The sequence below is a fragment of the Leeuwenhoekiella sp. MAR_2009_132 genome (genome assembly GCF_000687915.1).
Lineage (GTDB): Bacteria > Bacteroidota > Bacteroidia > Flavobacteriales > Flavobacteriaceae > Leeuwenhoekiella.
In genome coordinates, this window is the sequence record NZ_JHZY01000004.1 from 60,016 (window position 1) to 74,673 (window position 14,658).

Annotated in this window: 26 protein-coding genes; 2 read left to right on the top strand and 24 right to left on the bottom strand. The window is 36.2% G+C overall.

Annotated elements, in window-relative coordinates; genetic code table 11:
- Window positions 1–61: 61 nt before the first annotated feature.
- From P164_RS08540 to P164_RS08600, 13 genes are all read right to left on the bottom strand, one after another.
- Window positions 62–862: a tyrosine-type recombinase/integrase gene (locus P164_RS08540; RefSeq protein ID WP_159106017.1), complete on the bottom strand. Its 801-nt coding sequence runs from the start codon at window positions 860–862 to the stop codon at window positions 62–64.
- Window positions 863–947: 85 nt separating this feature from the next.
- Window positions 948–1,145: a hypothetical protein gene (locus P164_RS08545; protein ID WP_028375996.1), complete on the bottom strand. Its 198-nt coding sequence runs from the start codon at window positions 1,143–1,145 to the stop codon at window positions 948–950.
- Between the two features lie 301 nt (window positions 1,146–1,446).
- The gene (locus P164_RS08550; RefSeq protein ID WP_028375997.1) at window positions 1,447–1,659 is read right to left on the bottom strand and encodes a hypothetical protein; all 213 of its coding nucleotides are present in this window, start codon (window positions 1,657–1,659) and stop codon (window positions 1,447–1,449) included.
- A gap of 70 nt (window positions 1,660–1,729) precedes the next feature.
- On the bottom strand, window positions 1,730–1,921 hold the full coding sequence (locus P164_RS08555; RefSeq protein ID WP_125411766.1) for a hypothetical protein: 192 nt from the start codon (window positions 1,919–1,921) through the stop codon (window positions 1,730–1,732).
- A 226-nt stretch (window positions 1,922–2,147) separates the two neighbouring features.
- Window positions 2,148–2,681, bottom strand: coding sequence for a hypothetical protein (locus tag P164_RS08560; protein WP_051621299.1), 534 nt, complete (start codon window positions 2,679–2,681; stop codon window positions 2,148–2,150).
- A 160-nt stretch (window positions 2,682–2,841) separates the two neighbouring features.
- Entirely contained in the window at window positions 2,842–3,147 is a 306-nt protein-coding gene (locus P164_RS08565) for a hypothetical protein (RefSeq protein ID WP_028375999.1), read from the bottom strand.
- A 5-nt stretch (window positions 3,148–3,152) separates the two neighbouring features.
- Window positions 3,153–3,503, bottom strand: coding sequence for a hypothetical protein (locus tag P164_RS08570; protein ID WP_028376000.1), 351 nt, complete (start codon window positions 3,501–3,503; stop codon window positions 3,153–3,155).
- Window positions 3,503–3,730, bottom strand: coding sequence for a hypothetical protein (locus P164_RS08575; RefSeq protein ID WP_035899707.1), 228 nt, complete (start codon window positions 3,728–3,730; stop codon window positions 3,503–3,505). Before P164_RS08575 ends, P164_RS08570 begins: the two co-directional genes overlap by 1 nt.
- Window positions 3,731–3,887: 157 nt before the next feature.
- Window positions 3,888–4,142: a hypothetical protein gene (locus P164_RS08580; RefSeq protein ID WP_028376001.1), complete on the bottom strand. Its 255-nt coding sequence runs from the start codon at window positions 4,140–4,142 to the stop codon at window positions 3,888–3,890.
- Window positions 4,142–4,783: a hypothetical protein gene (locus P164_RS08585; RefSeq protein ID WP_028376002.1), complete on the bottom strand. Its 642-nt coding sequence runs from the start codon at window positions 4,781–4,783 to the stop codon at window positions 4,142–4,144. Before P164_RS08585 ends, P164_RS08580 begins: the two co-directional genes overlap by 1 nt.
- Window positions 4,784–4,836: 53 nt before the next feature.
- Entirely contained in the window at window positions 4,837–5,139 is a 303-nt protein-coding gene (locus P164_RS08590) for a hypothetical protein (protein WP_028376003.1), read from the bottom strand.
- A complete protein-coding gene (locus P164_RS08595) occupies window positions 5,136–5,459 on the bottom strand; it encodes a hypothetical protein (RefSeq protein ID WP_028376004.1) in 324 nt (107 codons plus the stop codon). Before P164_RS08595 ends, P164_RS08590 begins: the two co-directional genes overlap by 4 nt.
- A gap of 2 nt (window positions 5,460–5,461) precedes the next feature.
- The gene (locus P164_RS08600; protein WP_125411767.1) at window positions 5,462–5,662 is read right to left on the bottom strand and encodes a hypothetical protein; all 201 of its coding nucleotides are present in this window, start codon (window positions 5,660–5,662) and stop codon (window positions 5,462–5,464) included.
- A gap of 118 nt (window positions 5,663–5,780) precedes the next feature.
- Here P164_RS08600 and P164_RS08605 point away from each other — a divergent pair, with 118 nt between their 5' ends.
- On the top strand, window positions 5,781–5,987 hold the full coding sequence (locus tag P164_RS08605) for a helix-turn-helix domain-containing protein (RefSeq protein ID WP_125411768.1): 207 nt from the start codon (window positions 5,781–5,783) through the stop codon (window positions 5,985–5,987).
- Between the two features lie 5 nt (window positions 5,988–5,992).
- Window positions 5,993–7,045, top strand: a complete 1,053-nt coding sequence (locus P164_RS08610; RefSeq protein ID WP_051621300.1) for a nucleotide-binding protein — start codon at window positions 5,993–5,995, stop codon at window positions 7,043–7,045.
- 35 nt (window positions 7,046–7,080) lie between these two features.
- Here P164_RS08610 and P164_RS08615 read toward each other — a convergent pair whose 3' ends face one another.
- From P164_RS08615 to P164_RS08670, 11 genes are all read right to left on the bottom strand, one after another.
- Window positions 7,081–7,263 carry a hypothetical protein gene (locus P164_RS08615; RefSeq protein WP_028376007.1) on the bottom strand — a complete coding sequence of 61 codons (183 nt, stop codon included), beginning with the start codon at window positions 7,261–7,263 and terminating at the stop codon, window positions 7,081–7,083.
- Window positions 7,250–7,651 (bottom strand): NUMOD4 domain-containing protein, encoded by a 402-nt coding sequence (locus tag P164_RS08620; RefSeq protein ID WP_051621301.1) that lies wholly within the window; start codon window positions 7,649–7,651, stop codon window positions 7,250–7,252. Before P164_RS08620 ends, P164_RS08615 begins: the two co-directional genes overlap by 14 nt.
- The gene (locus tag P164_RS08625) at window positions 7,638–7,859 is read right to left on the bottom strand and encodes a hypothetical protein (protein WP_028376008.1); all 222 of its coding nucleotides are present in this window, start codon (window positions 7,857–7,859) and stop codon (window positions 7,638–7,640) included. Before P164_RS08625 ends, P164_RS08620 begins: the two co-directional genes overlap by 14 nt.
- A 5-nt stretch (window positions 7,860–7,864) precedes the next feature.
- Window positions 7,865–8,836, bottom strand: a complete 972-nt coding sequence (locus P164_RS08630; RefSeq protein ID WP_125411769.1) for a hypothetical protein — start codon at window positions 8,834–8,836, stop codon at window positions 7,865–7,867.
- Between the two features lie 57 nt (window positions 8,837–8,893).
- A complete protein-coding gene (locus tag P164_RS08635) occupies window positions 8,894–9,169 on the bottom strand; it encodes a hypothetical protein (protein ID WP_028376009.1) in 276 nt (91 codons plus the stop codon).
- A 66-nt stretch (window positions 9,170–9,235) separates the two neighbouring features.
- The gene (locus tag P164_RS08640; protein ID WP_028376010.1) at window positions 9,236–9,961 is read right to left on the bottom strand and encodes a ParB/Srx family N-terminal domain-containing protein; all 726 of its coding nucleotides are present in this window, start codon (window positions 9,959–9,961) and stop codon (window positions 9,236–9,238) included.
- A gap of 595 nt (window positions 9,962–10,556) precedes the next feature.
- Window positions 10,557–10,880, bottom strand: a complete 324-nt coding sequence (locus tag P164_RS08650; RefSeq protein ID WP_028376012.1) for a hypothetical protein — start codon at window positions 10,878–10,880, stop codon at window positions 10,557–10,559.
- Entirely contained in the window at window positions 10,870–11,226 is a 357-nt protein-coding gene (locus P164_RS08655) for a hypothetical protein (RefSeq protein WP_028376013.1), read from the bottom strand. The genes P164_RS08650 and P164_RS08655 overlap by 11 nt, the downstream gene beginning before the upstream one ends.
- Window positions 11,226–12,566 carry a phage portal protein gene (locus P164_RS08660; protein WP_028376014.1) on the bottom strand — a complete coding sequence of 447 codons (1,341 nt, stop codon included), beginning with the start codon at window positions 12,564–12,566 and terminating at the stop codon, window positions 11,226–11,228. The genes P164_RS08655 and P164_RS08660 overlap by 1 nt, the downstream gene beginning before the upstream one ends.
- A 3-nt stretch (window positions 12,567–12,569) precedes the next feature.
- Window positions 12,570–14,069 carry a phage terminase large subunit gene (gene terL, locus P164_RS08665; protein ID WP_051621303.1) on the bottom strand — a complete coding sequence of 500 codons (1,500 nt, stop codon included), beginning with the start codon at window positions 14,067–14,069 and terminating at the stop codon, window positions 12,570–12,572.
- A complete protein-coding gene (locus P164_RS08670) occupies window positions 14,053–14,652 on the bottom strand; it encodes a terminase small subunit (protein WP_051621304.1) in 600 nt (199 codons plus the stop codon). Before P164_RS08670 ends, terL begins: the two co-directional genes overlap by 17 nt.
- Window positions 14,653–14,658 lie beyond the last annotated feature (6 nt).

Genomic DNA, 14,658 nt, shown 5'->3' on the forward strand with positions numbered 1-14,658 from the left:
AGTTTTGGGAATAAAAAAAGAGCCTGTTTGAGGCTTTTGGATGTTTGTTATTTAAAAAAGTTTAAAGAGGTGTGTTTACCTGCGATAAAAACTGATTGCTGATGTGGGTGTAAATTTCTGTTGTTTTACTGCTTTTATGTCCTGCTACTTTTTGAATGATGCGAATGTCTGTACCTGATTCTAGCATTGACGTAAAGCAGCTATGTCGCAACTGGTGAAAGTGATAGTTATTGCCTAAATATTTTTTAACAATAACGTTGCAGCTTGTAGAACTGTATTTAAGTGAATTTTGGCCGTTAAATAAATACTCTTTGGGCTGGTGCGCTTTGAAATACTCCCTTAAAGTTTGAAGCACTGTTTCGCTTAGTGGCACGTAACGATCTTTGTTGCCTTTTGCATTTTTAACTAAAATCAAACCTCGTTTGCTTTCTATGTGTTTGATCTTAAGATTCACTACTTCACTCACTCTTAATCCTGTGGAGTAAGCAAGTGTTAAAATAGCCCGGTGTTTCAGATTCTGAATTAAGGGAATCGTTTCTTTTAAAAAATCTTTGTCGATTACCTGTGGGAGCTGGTTTGCTTTTTTAGGATAAGGGATCTTTGAAAGTTTAACCGGCATACCAACTGTTAATTTGTAGAAAGAATTGATACTGCACAGCATTTGCTTGCGCGTATTAAGCGTTTGAAATGTAAGTAACCAATCTTTAATCTTTGAATTGCTTATACTTTTAGGTTCAACTTCATCTTTGAAGTGTAAAAGGAATTTTTTTACACAGGCTGTGTAGGTATTACGTGTGCTTTCTGAGTTGTATTTTAACTTACAATCTCTCGAATACAGATCTAACCATTTTCGAATATTCATAATTAAGGTGTTGGTTTTACTGGTGGTTAACATGGGTTTTTATATATGAGCGTTGATGGGAATTGCCTGCGGCCGTATAGCTCCACTATAAAATTTCCTCTATCTTCACCGTAACTTTGAAAGTTTTTTTAGCAACAGTATATTTTGGTCCAAAGAATTTATCAAAATCAGTTTTGCTTTCTAATTCTTCAAGTAATTTATTATCAAAAACTTTAAAACTTTCTGTCATTAGTGTTAACTTAGTTGTTCGCTGCCCTTTTTCTATAGTTATTGATTTCTCCATGGTATAAATTTTAAGATTCCCGCTATACTCAATTCCCATCAACGGCTCGGGAAGAACTGCGCATCGCGGTGTTATTGTATTTTACTAATTTCTGTACTACCCTTCGGCAACTGCACATCAACAAAGGATAAGACCTATAGATGCACAGCCCAAGTCCTTTACGTGTATGCTGCGCATCCACAGGACTTAATCCCGAGCCGTTGTGGTGCATTTTGCAATTAACTTATTGCAAGATTTGAAGTTTAGTTTGCAAAACGTCCGCTTCGCCACCACAACACCGCATATAAATAATAAAAGCTATTTAAGGCTTTACCAATGTTTGCCAGTGGCTTATGTAATCATCTTCATACATACCGCCATCTATATAGAACTTACCACATTCCCAGTGTCCTTGTCTAATAGTTTTCCATTTAGGGTGTTTCTTGTTTCTTTTGCATAGTAATAGATGATCTCCTTGCTTGTCATCACCTGGCAATTCTATACTTGCATCAATCCAGCTTTTATCAGTTATCATAGTTTTGTGTTTTTACGCTTTTAAAATTCATATGCTAATCCGTTCAGGAGAATTTACCTACGGCACATAGTCAACCATTTAAAATAAATCTAGGCTTATAATAAAAAACTTTAGATTTCGAGTAATCCCAAATACTTGCATTACCTACTAAATCTTTTTTAGATAAGTAATACTTGACTGCTCTTAAGTTTTTCATTGAAACGGTCTCTAACACTTCTTCTGTGGCATCTGTAAAATATTTAAGCTGGTATTTTGTCATCATTTTAAATTCCTTTGACTATTAAATTCTCCTGAACGCTCGGTGTGTAAAATGCCCAATCTAAGGGCGGTTAATATTTGGTTAATTCAATCTAAGCCGGTAAACTTTCCAGAACAACGCATAAAGCGAATACGGCATTTTAAAAGCTACTTGTAGGGCGGATGAACTCAATGGTAGTCTACTATTTGGATATGCTACCCTCATACGTGCGGATTGGTTAATTGTGCTTTTAAACTTCTTCAATATCCCTCACCTCTTCCAGTTCATTCCCACTCACAGTATAAACCCCTATTGCTTCATACTTCTTAACTCCGTGAACGAATCCGTCAATAAAATACTCGTTGCTGTGTTCTATTCTACTGGCTAGTTCTTTTTGCTCCCAGTCTATCCCGCCGCTTAATATTTGACCTGTTTTAAGCACGAAGTATTTTTTTCTAGGTTCTGCTCCCCATTCTGGTTTTCCTTCTCTTATTTCTATTCCCTTGAGTTCTATAACGAATTGAGGACGATCTTTTGCGTAGCCGTTTGAGAAGGTGATGGTGTCTATTGGTTTGAAAGCTATTGATTTTGCAAGCAAAGGATTGCTGAATAAGTTTTTGACTCCTAAATCTGTATGCACGTTATAGAACTGATTTACTTTCTTGTGATTGAATACAATTCTTTTAAACCAATAATGATTTAATTCCCGGTACTCTTCTTTTTTAATCCCTGCCAGAAACATATCAAACCATTTCTTTTTTAGGTTAAGGTGTAGTGTGGTCATAGCTTTATTCTTTTTAGTTGTTCTGGGTTATAGGGTGTATTGCAATTTTGGCAAACGTCTTCAATTGATTTGCATTTGGTATTTCTCGGGTTTACCAGCTTTTCAAGGAATAGCGTTTGCTTCTTGCATTCGGGGCAATATCTGGAGTGGAATTTCACGACTACATTCTCACTAAAGGAGTTTCCCAATCTCCCGTTTCTGAACTGCGTTTCTTTTCAATTACGCGATCAATTGCAAATGCAGGTTCAGGCACTGGGTCACTTGCTATCGTTCCTCTGATTAATTGAACTTCATAAAACTGTCCTGCTTTAGGTTCAAAATCTGGATCATTCTCTATGCACTCTTGTATTAGTTGGGGGTCGTGGTATAAATCAACTGTGTCATTTACTACTCCCGCTAAATGAAGATGAAACCCATCTGTTTCGGGGTTGTAATCTTCATCACAATAAAGGTTTACTATTATCATAATTTCTATTTTTTAAGTTTAACCCAACCCCAAGAGATTAGAGTTTCTACATCTATACCTCTAAATGGTAATGCGTAGCCTTTGGAGTGCAGGAAATCTAAGTTTGAATGATTTATAAATTGAAGGCTATAATCTAGAGCTGAAGTGCCAAAGTTTCCGTCTAACTTTTGCGCTATCTTGTAATCTTCATCAATTATATTTGATAGCTGGGTTAGTTCTAAATACTTAATCTCTTTAGGCTTGCGGACTCCCGACTTTATTAAAGTTACACCTTGATCATAGTCAGGTATAAAAGCAACTTCCTGACCCCAATATTGGGCAAAGAAAGCTGCTTTATTTTCTAATGTGTTTTCCATCACTCAAATATTTTTTCAATTGTATCTCCATTCATCAGCACCGGGCTTTCTTCGGTTTCAGCGTCTTCAATTCTGTTTACAATACTTGAAGCGATTATTCCCTGCCAGGTTATCTTATTTCTCCAAGCATAATCTTTCAATGCGTGGTAGATCACGTTCTCTACTTGCTCTGGGTGTCCTTGCTCGATTAGTTCATCGATTAGGATTTTTTTGGATAGATCGCTCATTAGGTTACTTGTTTGTAGGTTAAATACAGCATATATAGATTGCCGAAAAAAATTAAAAGATTAATAAAATCAATCTCTCTTGTGAGCAGCCAAAAACCAGCATAAAGACCGACTAAATTGCAGGCCAAACGTATTTTAATAATCTGTTCCATAATTCCTATTTAAAAAGTTCGATTTGATTTTCAATTTGTTGTACGGATCTCCCGTGTTTGGGTGTTGATTTGCCTCGCTTGTAATAGCCTTTCTTCACTCTTACCAGAATCCCGTTCTTAACCATTCTTGAAAGGGTGTGTCCTACGTGCTTTTCTGTATTGAAGTAATAGCGGATCTGACCACGCTCAATGATTTCCTTTTTTGAAAGGATTGTTTCAGCATCTGGGAAAGTGGCGAGTATTTCTGCTTGGCGGTTCATTAGTTAATAATCAATACTTTATTTATTTCTTCATAAGATCGAAGTAGAAACTGCCAAATACTCTCACCTTCTTTTTGGTTAAATGCTTTAGTCCATCCCGGCTCATAATCAAACTCTTTAAATGAGAATGTGTATTTTACAGTCCAACCCTTACCAATAGTGAATATTGAAATATCTATTATTTTAGGCAGTGTTCTTTCCTTATAACCTTTGTGATGATAATTTTTATTAAGAATAGAGCCTTCAAGCTTTTGTATATCGGAAATTAACCAACCCAAATAAGGCTGTTTGCATTCTGGTTTAAAAGTTTCAATTTCTAGCATTCTGAATCTATCTGGATAAATGTTTTCAGATTCCCTCCAATTTTTCAGTGATGTATTAGTTTTAGAATAAACAGCACGGGCAAAGATTGCATCAAAGTGCCAGTCAAGTTTATGTGTTTCTGGCAATCCATATTCTAAATTGTGACTATTTGCAGAATAAGAAAAGAGAGATTTATTAATGCCATCACGACACCAACCGTATTGATTATCAAAATCTTTTCCAGTCTTTAGCATCCAATCCAATAGAAACATTTTTACTTCGATAGAGTATTTATTACCTATCAATTTTGAAAAGTCAATTTTAGTTTTTTTCAGCATAGTTCATTTTCCTTAAACAATTACCATCGGAGCTTTAACCTCCAGTTTACTTATCATATTAACAACTTCAAGAATTCATCAATAGTTAATCTTGAATATCTTTTATCTTCATCGCTATAGTCTATTGACTCTTTACCTTGCCATACCATAAAAGTTGCAGAATACAAATCGTCACCTACAAATCCAGATATCAACATATAATAATCCCATTCTTCATCATAAGTTTCATCATCCAAACCATCAATATCTGTTGCGTTACTTTTCTTTAACCAATCAACAAAAGTATTTTTAGCCTTATTCATTGGTCTGGCTATTTTATTTATCCCCTTGCTTGGTGAAATGATATCTGGTGTCATAGCTTTTTTTCGTTTGGTTTAAATCTTTCGCTCACTTGAATGATTGGCATAGGAAAGCGTTTAAGGCTAAATTCTATGTCGATACTATAAATTGAACCCCCAACCCAAGTGCCTCCTACTCTTTCTTTTATTTCAAAATTTCTTTTATCAATGTCTAAGGTTTTGAAATATTCCTTAACCTGTTCTAGCGATCGGAAATTTGAAGAGTTGAAATCTTCCTTTATTCTGGATAACAACTTTGTCAGCCACTTCGGCTCAGCAACGTATCTCTTATAAAATAGAGTGATCTTATCTGATTGGTATGCATATTCGTGCTTCATAATTACGCGTTGTTATTAAGGTTTGCTAAATCCCAGTTAGCAGTCCAGGCACTTAGTAATTTAAGAGTCATAGGATTTCCTACTTGGTTTCCTTCAATGAGTTTAATTAATTCAGCATCGTGAGCCGGCACTCTCATTTTACCTTCTTTGAAAGCTTGCGTTCCTAATACTTGCGCGGATGCTAATTTTTGTAAATCACTCATAGTTTTCAATTGTTTTGATGTTTCAAATATATAATTTGTTAGCATATATGCTAACTTTAAACTGTTAAAATGTTAGTTAATATGCTAACGCTTGATTAAGTTTGAACAAAAATTAAATATGAGTACTTTAGCACCAGTGGCAATACGGGAACAATTAAGAGCGGCTAGAAAGGAAAATAAGATTAGCCTTAGAGATCTTGCAGACAAATGTGAGGGTATCAGCTATTCAGATATTTCAGCTTACGAAAATGGAAAAAAGAACCCTTCACTTGCAAAACTTGAGATACTTGCTGCTGCTTTAGGAAGGGAATGGATGCTTAAATAAATTATATGAAACCAAGAATATTTATAGGTTCTTCAATAGAAGCATTGGATATTGCATATGCAATTCAAGAAAACCTTCAATATGATTCTAATCCAACAGTATGGACACAGGGTATTTTTCAGCTTTCAAATAGTTCTTTAGACGATTTAATAAATGCTCTTGAAAATTTTGACTTTGGAATATTTGTATTTAAGCCAGATGACATTATTGAAATAAGAAAAGAAAAATTAAATACAGTTAGAGACAATGTAATTTTTGAACTGGGTCTTTTCATTGGTAGATTGGGTAAAAGAAAAGTATTTTTTATAATTCCAAATTCTACTAAAAATTTCCATTTACCTACAGATTTAATAGGAGTTAATCCGGGAAAGTATGATGATGAAAGAAGTGATCATAACCTTATTGCCGCCCTTGGTCCATTTTGTAATCAAGTTAGGAATGAATTGCAGAGTTTTATAATGGAAAACTTGGAAGACATTCAAGATGAACCAAATTACATCAAGCAAATAGTAATAAAAAAATCAAAGTATTGGGAATTTGAATTTGCATCAAAATTACTAGAATCAAGATTGAAAAAAATAAACCAAACGTATATTGAAATAGAAGAAGGTTTGGTAATACAAAGAACAAAAAGAGTAACTGATAAAGAATTTTTCTATTGGGTAAAAGATGTGACTTTACCTGATTTGAAAAATTTTGTGGATTTATTTCAGTCCTGCGCAAACAAATTAATTGAAGGTTTCGGAGAATTCGGAACTCCTGGAGTTCCGATCGAAATCAAAAATTCAATTGATAGAATTGATCAACTTTGCAAAGAATTAATAAGGTGGGAATATGAACTGAATTGTTTAGTTGTTCCTGAAGAATTACAACATATTAAAATTAATCTCCAATTACTAACCAAATCACTCATTGTAAATGATCTAAATAAACTTCAAAAGGATCTTCAAAATGTAGTTGATTTTCAATCAAATGAATTAGAAATAAATTTCACTCCAAAACTTCCTGATACTTTTCAAAATGTAATCAAAGATTTTGAAATTTATTTTGACATATAAATTATTTTAACCTTTCCGCATCAATGCGGATAGCATCAAACAACAACCTCCTTCCGATACTTCACCAAATCCTTAGTGGTAACACTCACAGAAACCCCAAGAGCCTGAGAGATCTCAATAATTGCCCGTTTAGAACTTAATCCACGCGCTTTTTTTATTTCAAAGAAAAGACCTGACTGCTTTACGCGCTTACTGAGTAGTTTCTTATTTCTGTTCATTGCCGTACTTTTTTTGATTCCACTTTGATTGAGACTCTATGAACTTATCAAGTTTGTTTTCTACTTTAGAATTTCTGAGTTTTATACTGATTTCGCTTATACCTGGAACTCTTTTATTTGTGTATTCCAGATTAGATAAAGCGTTGTTCTCTTTGTTACCGTCAATATGCCTTATGTTCAATGGTTCGTATTTATTGAAAAGCTCCATTACAAGCCTGTGAATTGAAAAGTGATCTTTATTAGAAAAACGAACTTTCACAAAACCCGTTAAGGTTTCTACACTTCCTATAAACCTGCCGGTTTCCAAATTTCTTAACCTACCTAAATCTGAAACCTGATAAAGACCTTCAAAATCCGGTATGTCTTTCCAATTCTCATTTTCCTTCATTGAGGTAGCGTATTATTCGGTTCTCTGAAATATGCAAATAGTAATCTGACAAATCATTAATCAGGACCCGAAGCGGTGCATTGTTATTCTCCACGTACCAGTTAATAAATAACCGCTTTTCATCTTCAGCATTTTTGCCGTGCTCTTCAAAGAATTTTCTTCTTGTCTCTTCAATTATTTCCAGTAAGGCAACTGTAACGCTTTTCATATCTTCTATTTTGCAAGTGCCGTTACTTTTGGCACGTAAATTCCGTTTCTGTACTTGAAATTATCTTCTAGGAAATAGGGTTTTGATTTGTAGTTGTGTAATGTATCTGCATTGGCGTTTAAATAGTTTTGTGCTGCTGCAGGAATTGTTTTAATAGTATGTCTCTGATCTATCTCTCCGCCTCCCAGATAGCTTTTAAACTTTTCGCGAGGTAAGAGTATGGAGGTTGAGAAACAAAGGCAGTTAGGATGCCAACCAGTGAATTTATACTCCTTAGGATAAGTACCTACCATCTCGTCGCAGATGTCATAAGCTGGGTGAGCTGCACTAAGCTGAATTTTTTGACCCATTACGAAAGTCATAGTTTTACGTCTCTCAAAATCATTCGTGCGATAAGCGATGTTGATTTCGTTGCGGCTTAATCTGAGTGCGTTCTTGTAGCTGGACCGGTAAACCCCACGACCAGGATTATAATTTTTAGCGGGTGTGCTTAATTGAAGCTTTCCGTTTTCATCTCGAATACGTCTGAATCGTTTGTCTGGATCTTTCAGGTACACTTTTAAATCCCGCGCCATATCCGCTGCACTCCTACCATTCACTACTCCGCTTTCCAGAATTACATTTAAGCTTTCTTCGGTTTGTCTGGTTAAGCGAAATACGCGCTCTGAAAGTCTCAATCCCTTTTCAGCGCGATTGATAAATGCTTTAGCTGCTCCGTTGTTTTTAGCGAATAGTTGATTGACCTGTGATTCTGGTACTTCTATTCCTTTGATGTAATCACTTACAAAATCATCATTGCAGATATTTGAAGCTTGAAACCCTGTGCCGATTTGCTCTTCAAGTAGTTTCTCCAGATCATCATTGAAACCTTGTAACGCTTTATTGAGTTGTTTGTTTCTGATCTGGCTTTGACGTCCTGAGTAGTTTTGGAAGATGAAACCAAACTCGCGAGAATATTCCGCGTACAATCTGTCCAAGTGCCATTCTTGAGCACTTAGGATTGATAGGAGACGGTTTTCGCATTTGTTTGGCATCTATATATTTTTTAAAGCGCTAATTGGATTAACTCCCCATTCTCCACTTTCAGAGGGCGTGTAAGGTTTCAATTCTTTAAGCAGTCTGATTTTCTTCTTCACACTTTGACCTTCGATTGTTCCGGTCACTATAAAGTCAGTAATTACGGATGAAATCTTAATCTCTTGTTGAATATTAGCGTTCTTTAATCTATCTGTAATTAGCTCCTTGATAGATGCTAATTCCTTCCCTTTGGGTCTATTGCTTAGCCAAGTTTTTTGAGTGTTCTTAACCATTAAGGCGTGCTGCTTATTAGACCATCCGTATAGGAAATTTTAGAGTACTTCTTTTGCTGTCATACCTTAAAATATTACTACTCGTTTCTGATTATTATGATTGTAAACTCGCTCAATGTTATAGATGTACTCCTTTGAACTGTTCTGCTTATCCATTAGCATCGGTGCTGATGTTATCTTTTGTTTCAGCACTTCAAAATCACACAATCCCTTTTTCTTAATCTCTTGCATGGCCTGAATTAAGTAGCGGTCATTTCGGAACTTGTATAGATCAAATAAGTCTCTGGTGAGTTTGGTTATCTCACAAGCCTCTTCCCAATGGTTTACTTTGAATTCCCCGTCTCGGAATAACTCCATTGAATTCTTAGTGCCTTTGATGTTGCCGATCATTAGCAAGTCAATGGCCGCGGAATAGATTATCTCGTATTCATTTATAAACTCCAGAAGCTTTTGGTAATCTTCAATCCCTAATCTGATATAGCACATTAGGAAATCTCTGTTTTTCCATTTATCGCTACGGCTATTCATTCTAGCTATCTGGCGAAGGTTAAGCTTATCGCAAACCACAAAGTAAACAGGAAGACCCATTTTTTCAGAAGTAGTGAAACGATGCTGACCGTCTACAATTTTAAAACCTTCATCGTCTTGATAAACTATGATAGGGCAATACGGTAAGAGGTTAAGTCCGTTTTCAATATCTTCGGTCAGTTTATCAACTTTTGCTTTGTTGATGATACGGTTCCCGGTTATTGGGCTGAATTTGTCGTATTCTTTAGATTCTTGAATATTCATCTCTCTTAATTTGCGCTTTAGGAATTGTATTTTTTAGATCTTTATAGCTTTCACCGCAAAAGTTTTCGCCGCAGTTTGAGCAATTAGCTGCTGTAAGCTGAAAGACTTTCTTTTTGTTATAGCAGTCTTGAACCTTGAAAGTTTCGCCGCATGTGCATTTAGGGAAGTCAGGTTCTACTTCTAAATGAACTGGGTAGTTTTTATATGTGATCGTGAATACTCCCACCTACTTCTTATTTTTATAAATACTCTTTGCTGCGAAATAGACAATTATTGCACCTGCTGCAAAGGATATTACTGATGTGGTTACTAATTCCATTATTTCTTATTTTGAATTATCCGTTTAGCGATTTTCTGATACTTCGGCTTAGAAAGTTTGCGTTTGAAATCTCTCTTTTCGCGTCTGGTCATTTTGTACTTTGGCTTTTCGCTTTTAAGATCTTGTTTGAGTTCTTCGGATTGCATTGGTGTCATCATAATCCTAAATCTTCTGGTGAATAACCTTGCGCTTCTACATAAGCTTTAAACTCATCCATATCTCCATAAATGTTGAAGAAAGCTTCTAATAATTCTCTACCCTTGTCGTTCATTGTTTTTAGTTTTGGTCAATAATGTTTAAATCGATATAGAAATCAGCCCAAATTGAGAGCGTGAATACTCTTCGGTTATTATGCATCTCAGTTTCGGTTATATCTATTTTTTCAGGTTCATCAAAGCATTTTTTTAATGCACAAATCATTTCCCATACCGGTTCAGCGATTTCAGTCCAAGGCATTGCCATAATATCCATATCGCTAGCTAAAGAACCGTGAAGACCTAAAGCCCAACCTTTATCCATTGCCGCCTGTCTGAAGTCTTCCCACATGCAAGCGTAGAATACCGCTCTTCCATTGGTAACTACATGCTCTCTACTTTTCATTATTCTTTGCTAATAATTCGTGAATTCTGTTTACTATCCATCCCAACAAATAAGCCTCTGGTTCGTCATTGTATCGGCAAAGTTCGTGGCCTATGTCTATAAATATTGAGTTTACTAAATGCTTTGCTTCGTGCGCTATAATACCGGGAGTTGGAAAACCTTTACGGCTAATATTAAGCGCTAAGTAGGTATCTCCATTAGAAGTAAAAACGCATCCGTCATAATCATTCAAAGATCTATTGTGACTAAAACCCTTGATATTATCGTAAATCTCTTTCTCTTCTTTGAAAAGAATTACAGTGAACTGATTGCCATACAAAGGCGTTTTAAACTTCTTACTTACCATTATCCCACATTAAAAGTCTCACCTAGATTCCTCACACCCTCCGCTTTTATCTTTTCCAGTTCTTCACTTGGATTCTTAACTTTTGGATTGTGCTGCACCGCGGTCTCCTGACTCATTGTTGCTTTGCCTCCGGTTGCGTTATAGAGCATTTGTATTTCTTCTGCGATATCCTGAGGAATGGAATAATTGAATTCGATATCAAAGGTCAATTCATCATCTGTGATGTCTAGACCGCTTTTGATTACAGATAGAATACGGCTGATTGCTGTGTCATAAGCTCCACGTTTACGCTTTGCTTTGTTTATGGCATCTTGTAGCATTAATTCTAAGGCACGTCCAGAAAGAGCACCTATACCTTTCACGTTGTCAAAAGATAGATCTGGAGTTTGCGAGATACTGTGAATGTCTTCTTTGAGCCATTCCTTTTCTAGCTTAATATCTGCTGCTGCTGAATCTCTTTGTAAGAAATCGGCATCTGCCTGAATTACCTGATTATTATGAATAGCGTGACCAAGTAAAAGTGATTTTCCATCATCTGTAACATCGATTAAGGTTTCATCTTCTCCGTCTTTGTTTACTACGGTCCCGCCTTTAAGCTTCAGAATAGGAAATGCGAAGTAGTTATTTGAACCGGCAAGCTTTGACTTGAGCATTTCGTAACGATCAATCATTTCTTTCACGATAAACCATTCTGGTTCTTCCTGCTCGACAAATACAACTGGAATCACTCCAAATTCATGAGCGTCTGAAGTTTGATACTTTTCATCTTCATACTTGTGAATTTCAGTATCTGTGAAAATCCAAATGTGCTCAACTTCGCCAATCACAAACTGCCAGTAGAACGCAACAAGATCACCGTACACATCATACTGAGGAGTGTACTTTCCGTTGTCTGTGGTGTAGAAACGCGATTTGATTTGCTTGTCATCTAGCATTGAAAATATAAAAACACCTATTGTCGTGCTCATTACACTCTCTGCAAAGTCCTGCAACTTATTACTGATTCGGTTTTTCTTGTAAACGTCAAGGATTTCAATCGCACTGGTGTTGTTCATATCGTTAGCAGTGATACTTGGAGCATCACCAAACAAAAAAGAAACTGCCGTGTTGACGATTTTCTTTTGCTGCTGCACTTTGATACGCTCGGCTTTTACCGGCTTAGACCCTTGTGTATAATCTTCACGCTTTCCGATTTGCAGGTCACGTAATTTTCTACCGTCATCACTTCCGCTGTATTCAAGTGCGTATTCAGATATTTTCTTCTGGCGGCTGTCTTGCGTTGCTAGAAAATCTTTTACTGCTGTTGCGCTTGTGAAATCAAAGTCAAATTCTTCTTCCATAATCTATGATCCAAAGTTTAATCCTTTGGGTTTTGTTGGTTTTGAAACAGTTGCTTTATTCTGTTCCGTTTCGATTATCCCCGTCATTGTATCCGGAGCATCGTCGTGTTTATTAGCTTGAAATAGCTTTTTATATTTGGTTACTGCCTTATAGAATTCAGGCCATCTGATGTGCCAGTCTGAAGGGAAAACCAATGTTTTGTTTACTGTTGCGCTTTGTGAGAATATTCGAGCTTCTTTGTTTTTGCCTTGGTGAAACCATTCTACGGTTGTGGTTTTAACTCCTTTTTCAACTACTCTTGCAAATCCCCTACCTCCGTTATTACTTTCTATTCTCGACTTATTGACTTTGTTTGAGTTTAGAAGCTTTATAGTTTCAGGCTCGGTGTATTCCATTGGCTTTTGGCTGTATAGTACATCAGTAACATATAAATGTGGATCAACAGAACTTAAAGGCAAATCATAGTTTATTGAACACAAATAATCTTGTCCGGTATCAGCTGTATCTGTATAGTTCTTCCGTATTTTAGATTCAGGCAATTGATTGTAGGTCTTGAATGGACCATACATTAAACCTTCTTTATTTACAGGGTCACCCTGATAAAGGCAGTCGAACTTGTCAGGATCTTTTGATCGTGTACTCTCAAGCTTGAACTTACTATGCTTCCAAGGCCATAGAGCCTCACCTGGTTCTCTAGGATCATAATCGTTTGATTCACCTTCCTTAAGTGCTCGATAATTAATCTTTAAAAATTGATCTGGTCGAAGTTTAGAAACAAGATCATCAATGCTTTCATCTCCATTCCATTCAACGACTAGATTCTTTTCCTCAAGTTTAGCAATCAAATCTTCTTCACTCCATCTTGTAAATACAATCAATTGCTGACTAGTATTGTTTAATCGAGAATCAGCAACTGAGATATACCAATCCCAAACCTTGCGCTGAACTATTGGCGAATTACCTTCTTCCCAATCCTTATACAAGTCATCCAGTATCAAAACATCAACAGGATCTCCAGTAAGTGGACCAGATACCCCGACAAACTTCATCGAGCCATCACTATTGATTGACTCTCTGTTTTCGTTGGTATTAGCTTTTGCACCTGTGTAGCCTCTCTCAGGGTATTGAACATTTGGAAAAATGTCTTTGTATTGCTTTTCCCGAATTATTCCGATGATCTCCCGTCCAAACTTTTGAGCCTTTGTGGCTGCATAGCTTACAAGAGCAATTTTATCATCTGGTCGTTTACCAACTATATAAGCCGGGAGCCTTCTTGAGCTTCCTTCTGATTTACCATGTTGCGGTGGAGCTGAAACGATTAGGTTCTTAATCTCTCTATTTGCAAAGCGATTCAGTATGTCATAGAACTTATAATGAAAATCAGAAGGGTTGAACTTGCTAAAAGTCGTTTGTGTGAACTTTAAAAGATCTTCCTTGCTTTCCTCAATATTCTTATCGTAAATGAGTTGTTCGAGTTCAAGTGCTTCACTTTCTGTTAGCATTGTGTTTTTCGATTAATTCATTTATTCGCTTATCCCGTTCTTCTGGGGTTGTTTCTGTTTGTGGTTTCTTCTGTTCGTTATCTACCTGATAGAAACCAATGTGTTTAGCAATCTTCTCAATAGTCCATTCCTTACCGTGAAGTTTTAATTCAATTTCTCCGTAACGGTTTTGCTTTACGCTTTCTATACACATCAACTGCTCTTCTGTCAGCTTATCAAATGCTTTGAATTGAAGTGATTTTTGAATGGACCAAGTTTTATTTCCTTTTTCGTCTGTATCGTAAACACGTTTATCAACCAATTCTACAAACTGATCTATCCTGCTAGTGCGTAAAATATTTAAATGCTGTAAGATCTCTTTAGAATCAATTCTGAACTCTTTTTCAGCTACATCGGCTGCAACCTTTTGAATCGCGGCTACCCTTGTTGCTATCTTGCTGTTTTTAAGAAGCTCATGAGCATTTCGGTTTACAGTAGTATCTTTCATTTTAGAAGCAGAATACGCAATACGATATGCAGCCGATGCATCATCTAGCTTTACATATTCTGTTGCGAACTTTTCTTGCTTCTTGGTTAACTTCATAATTCA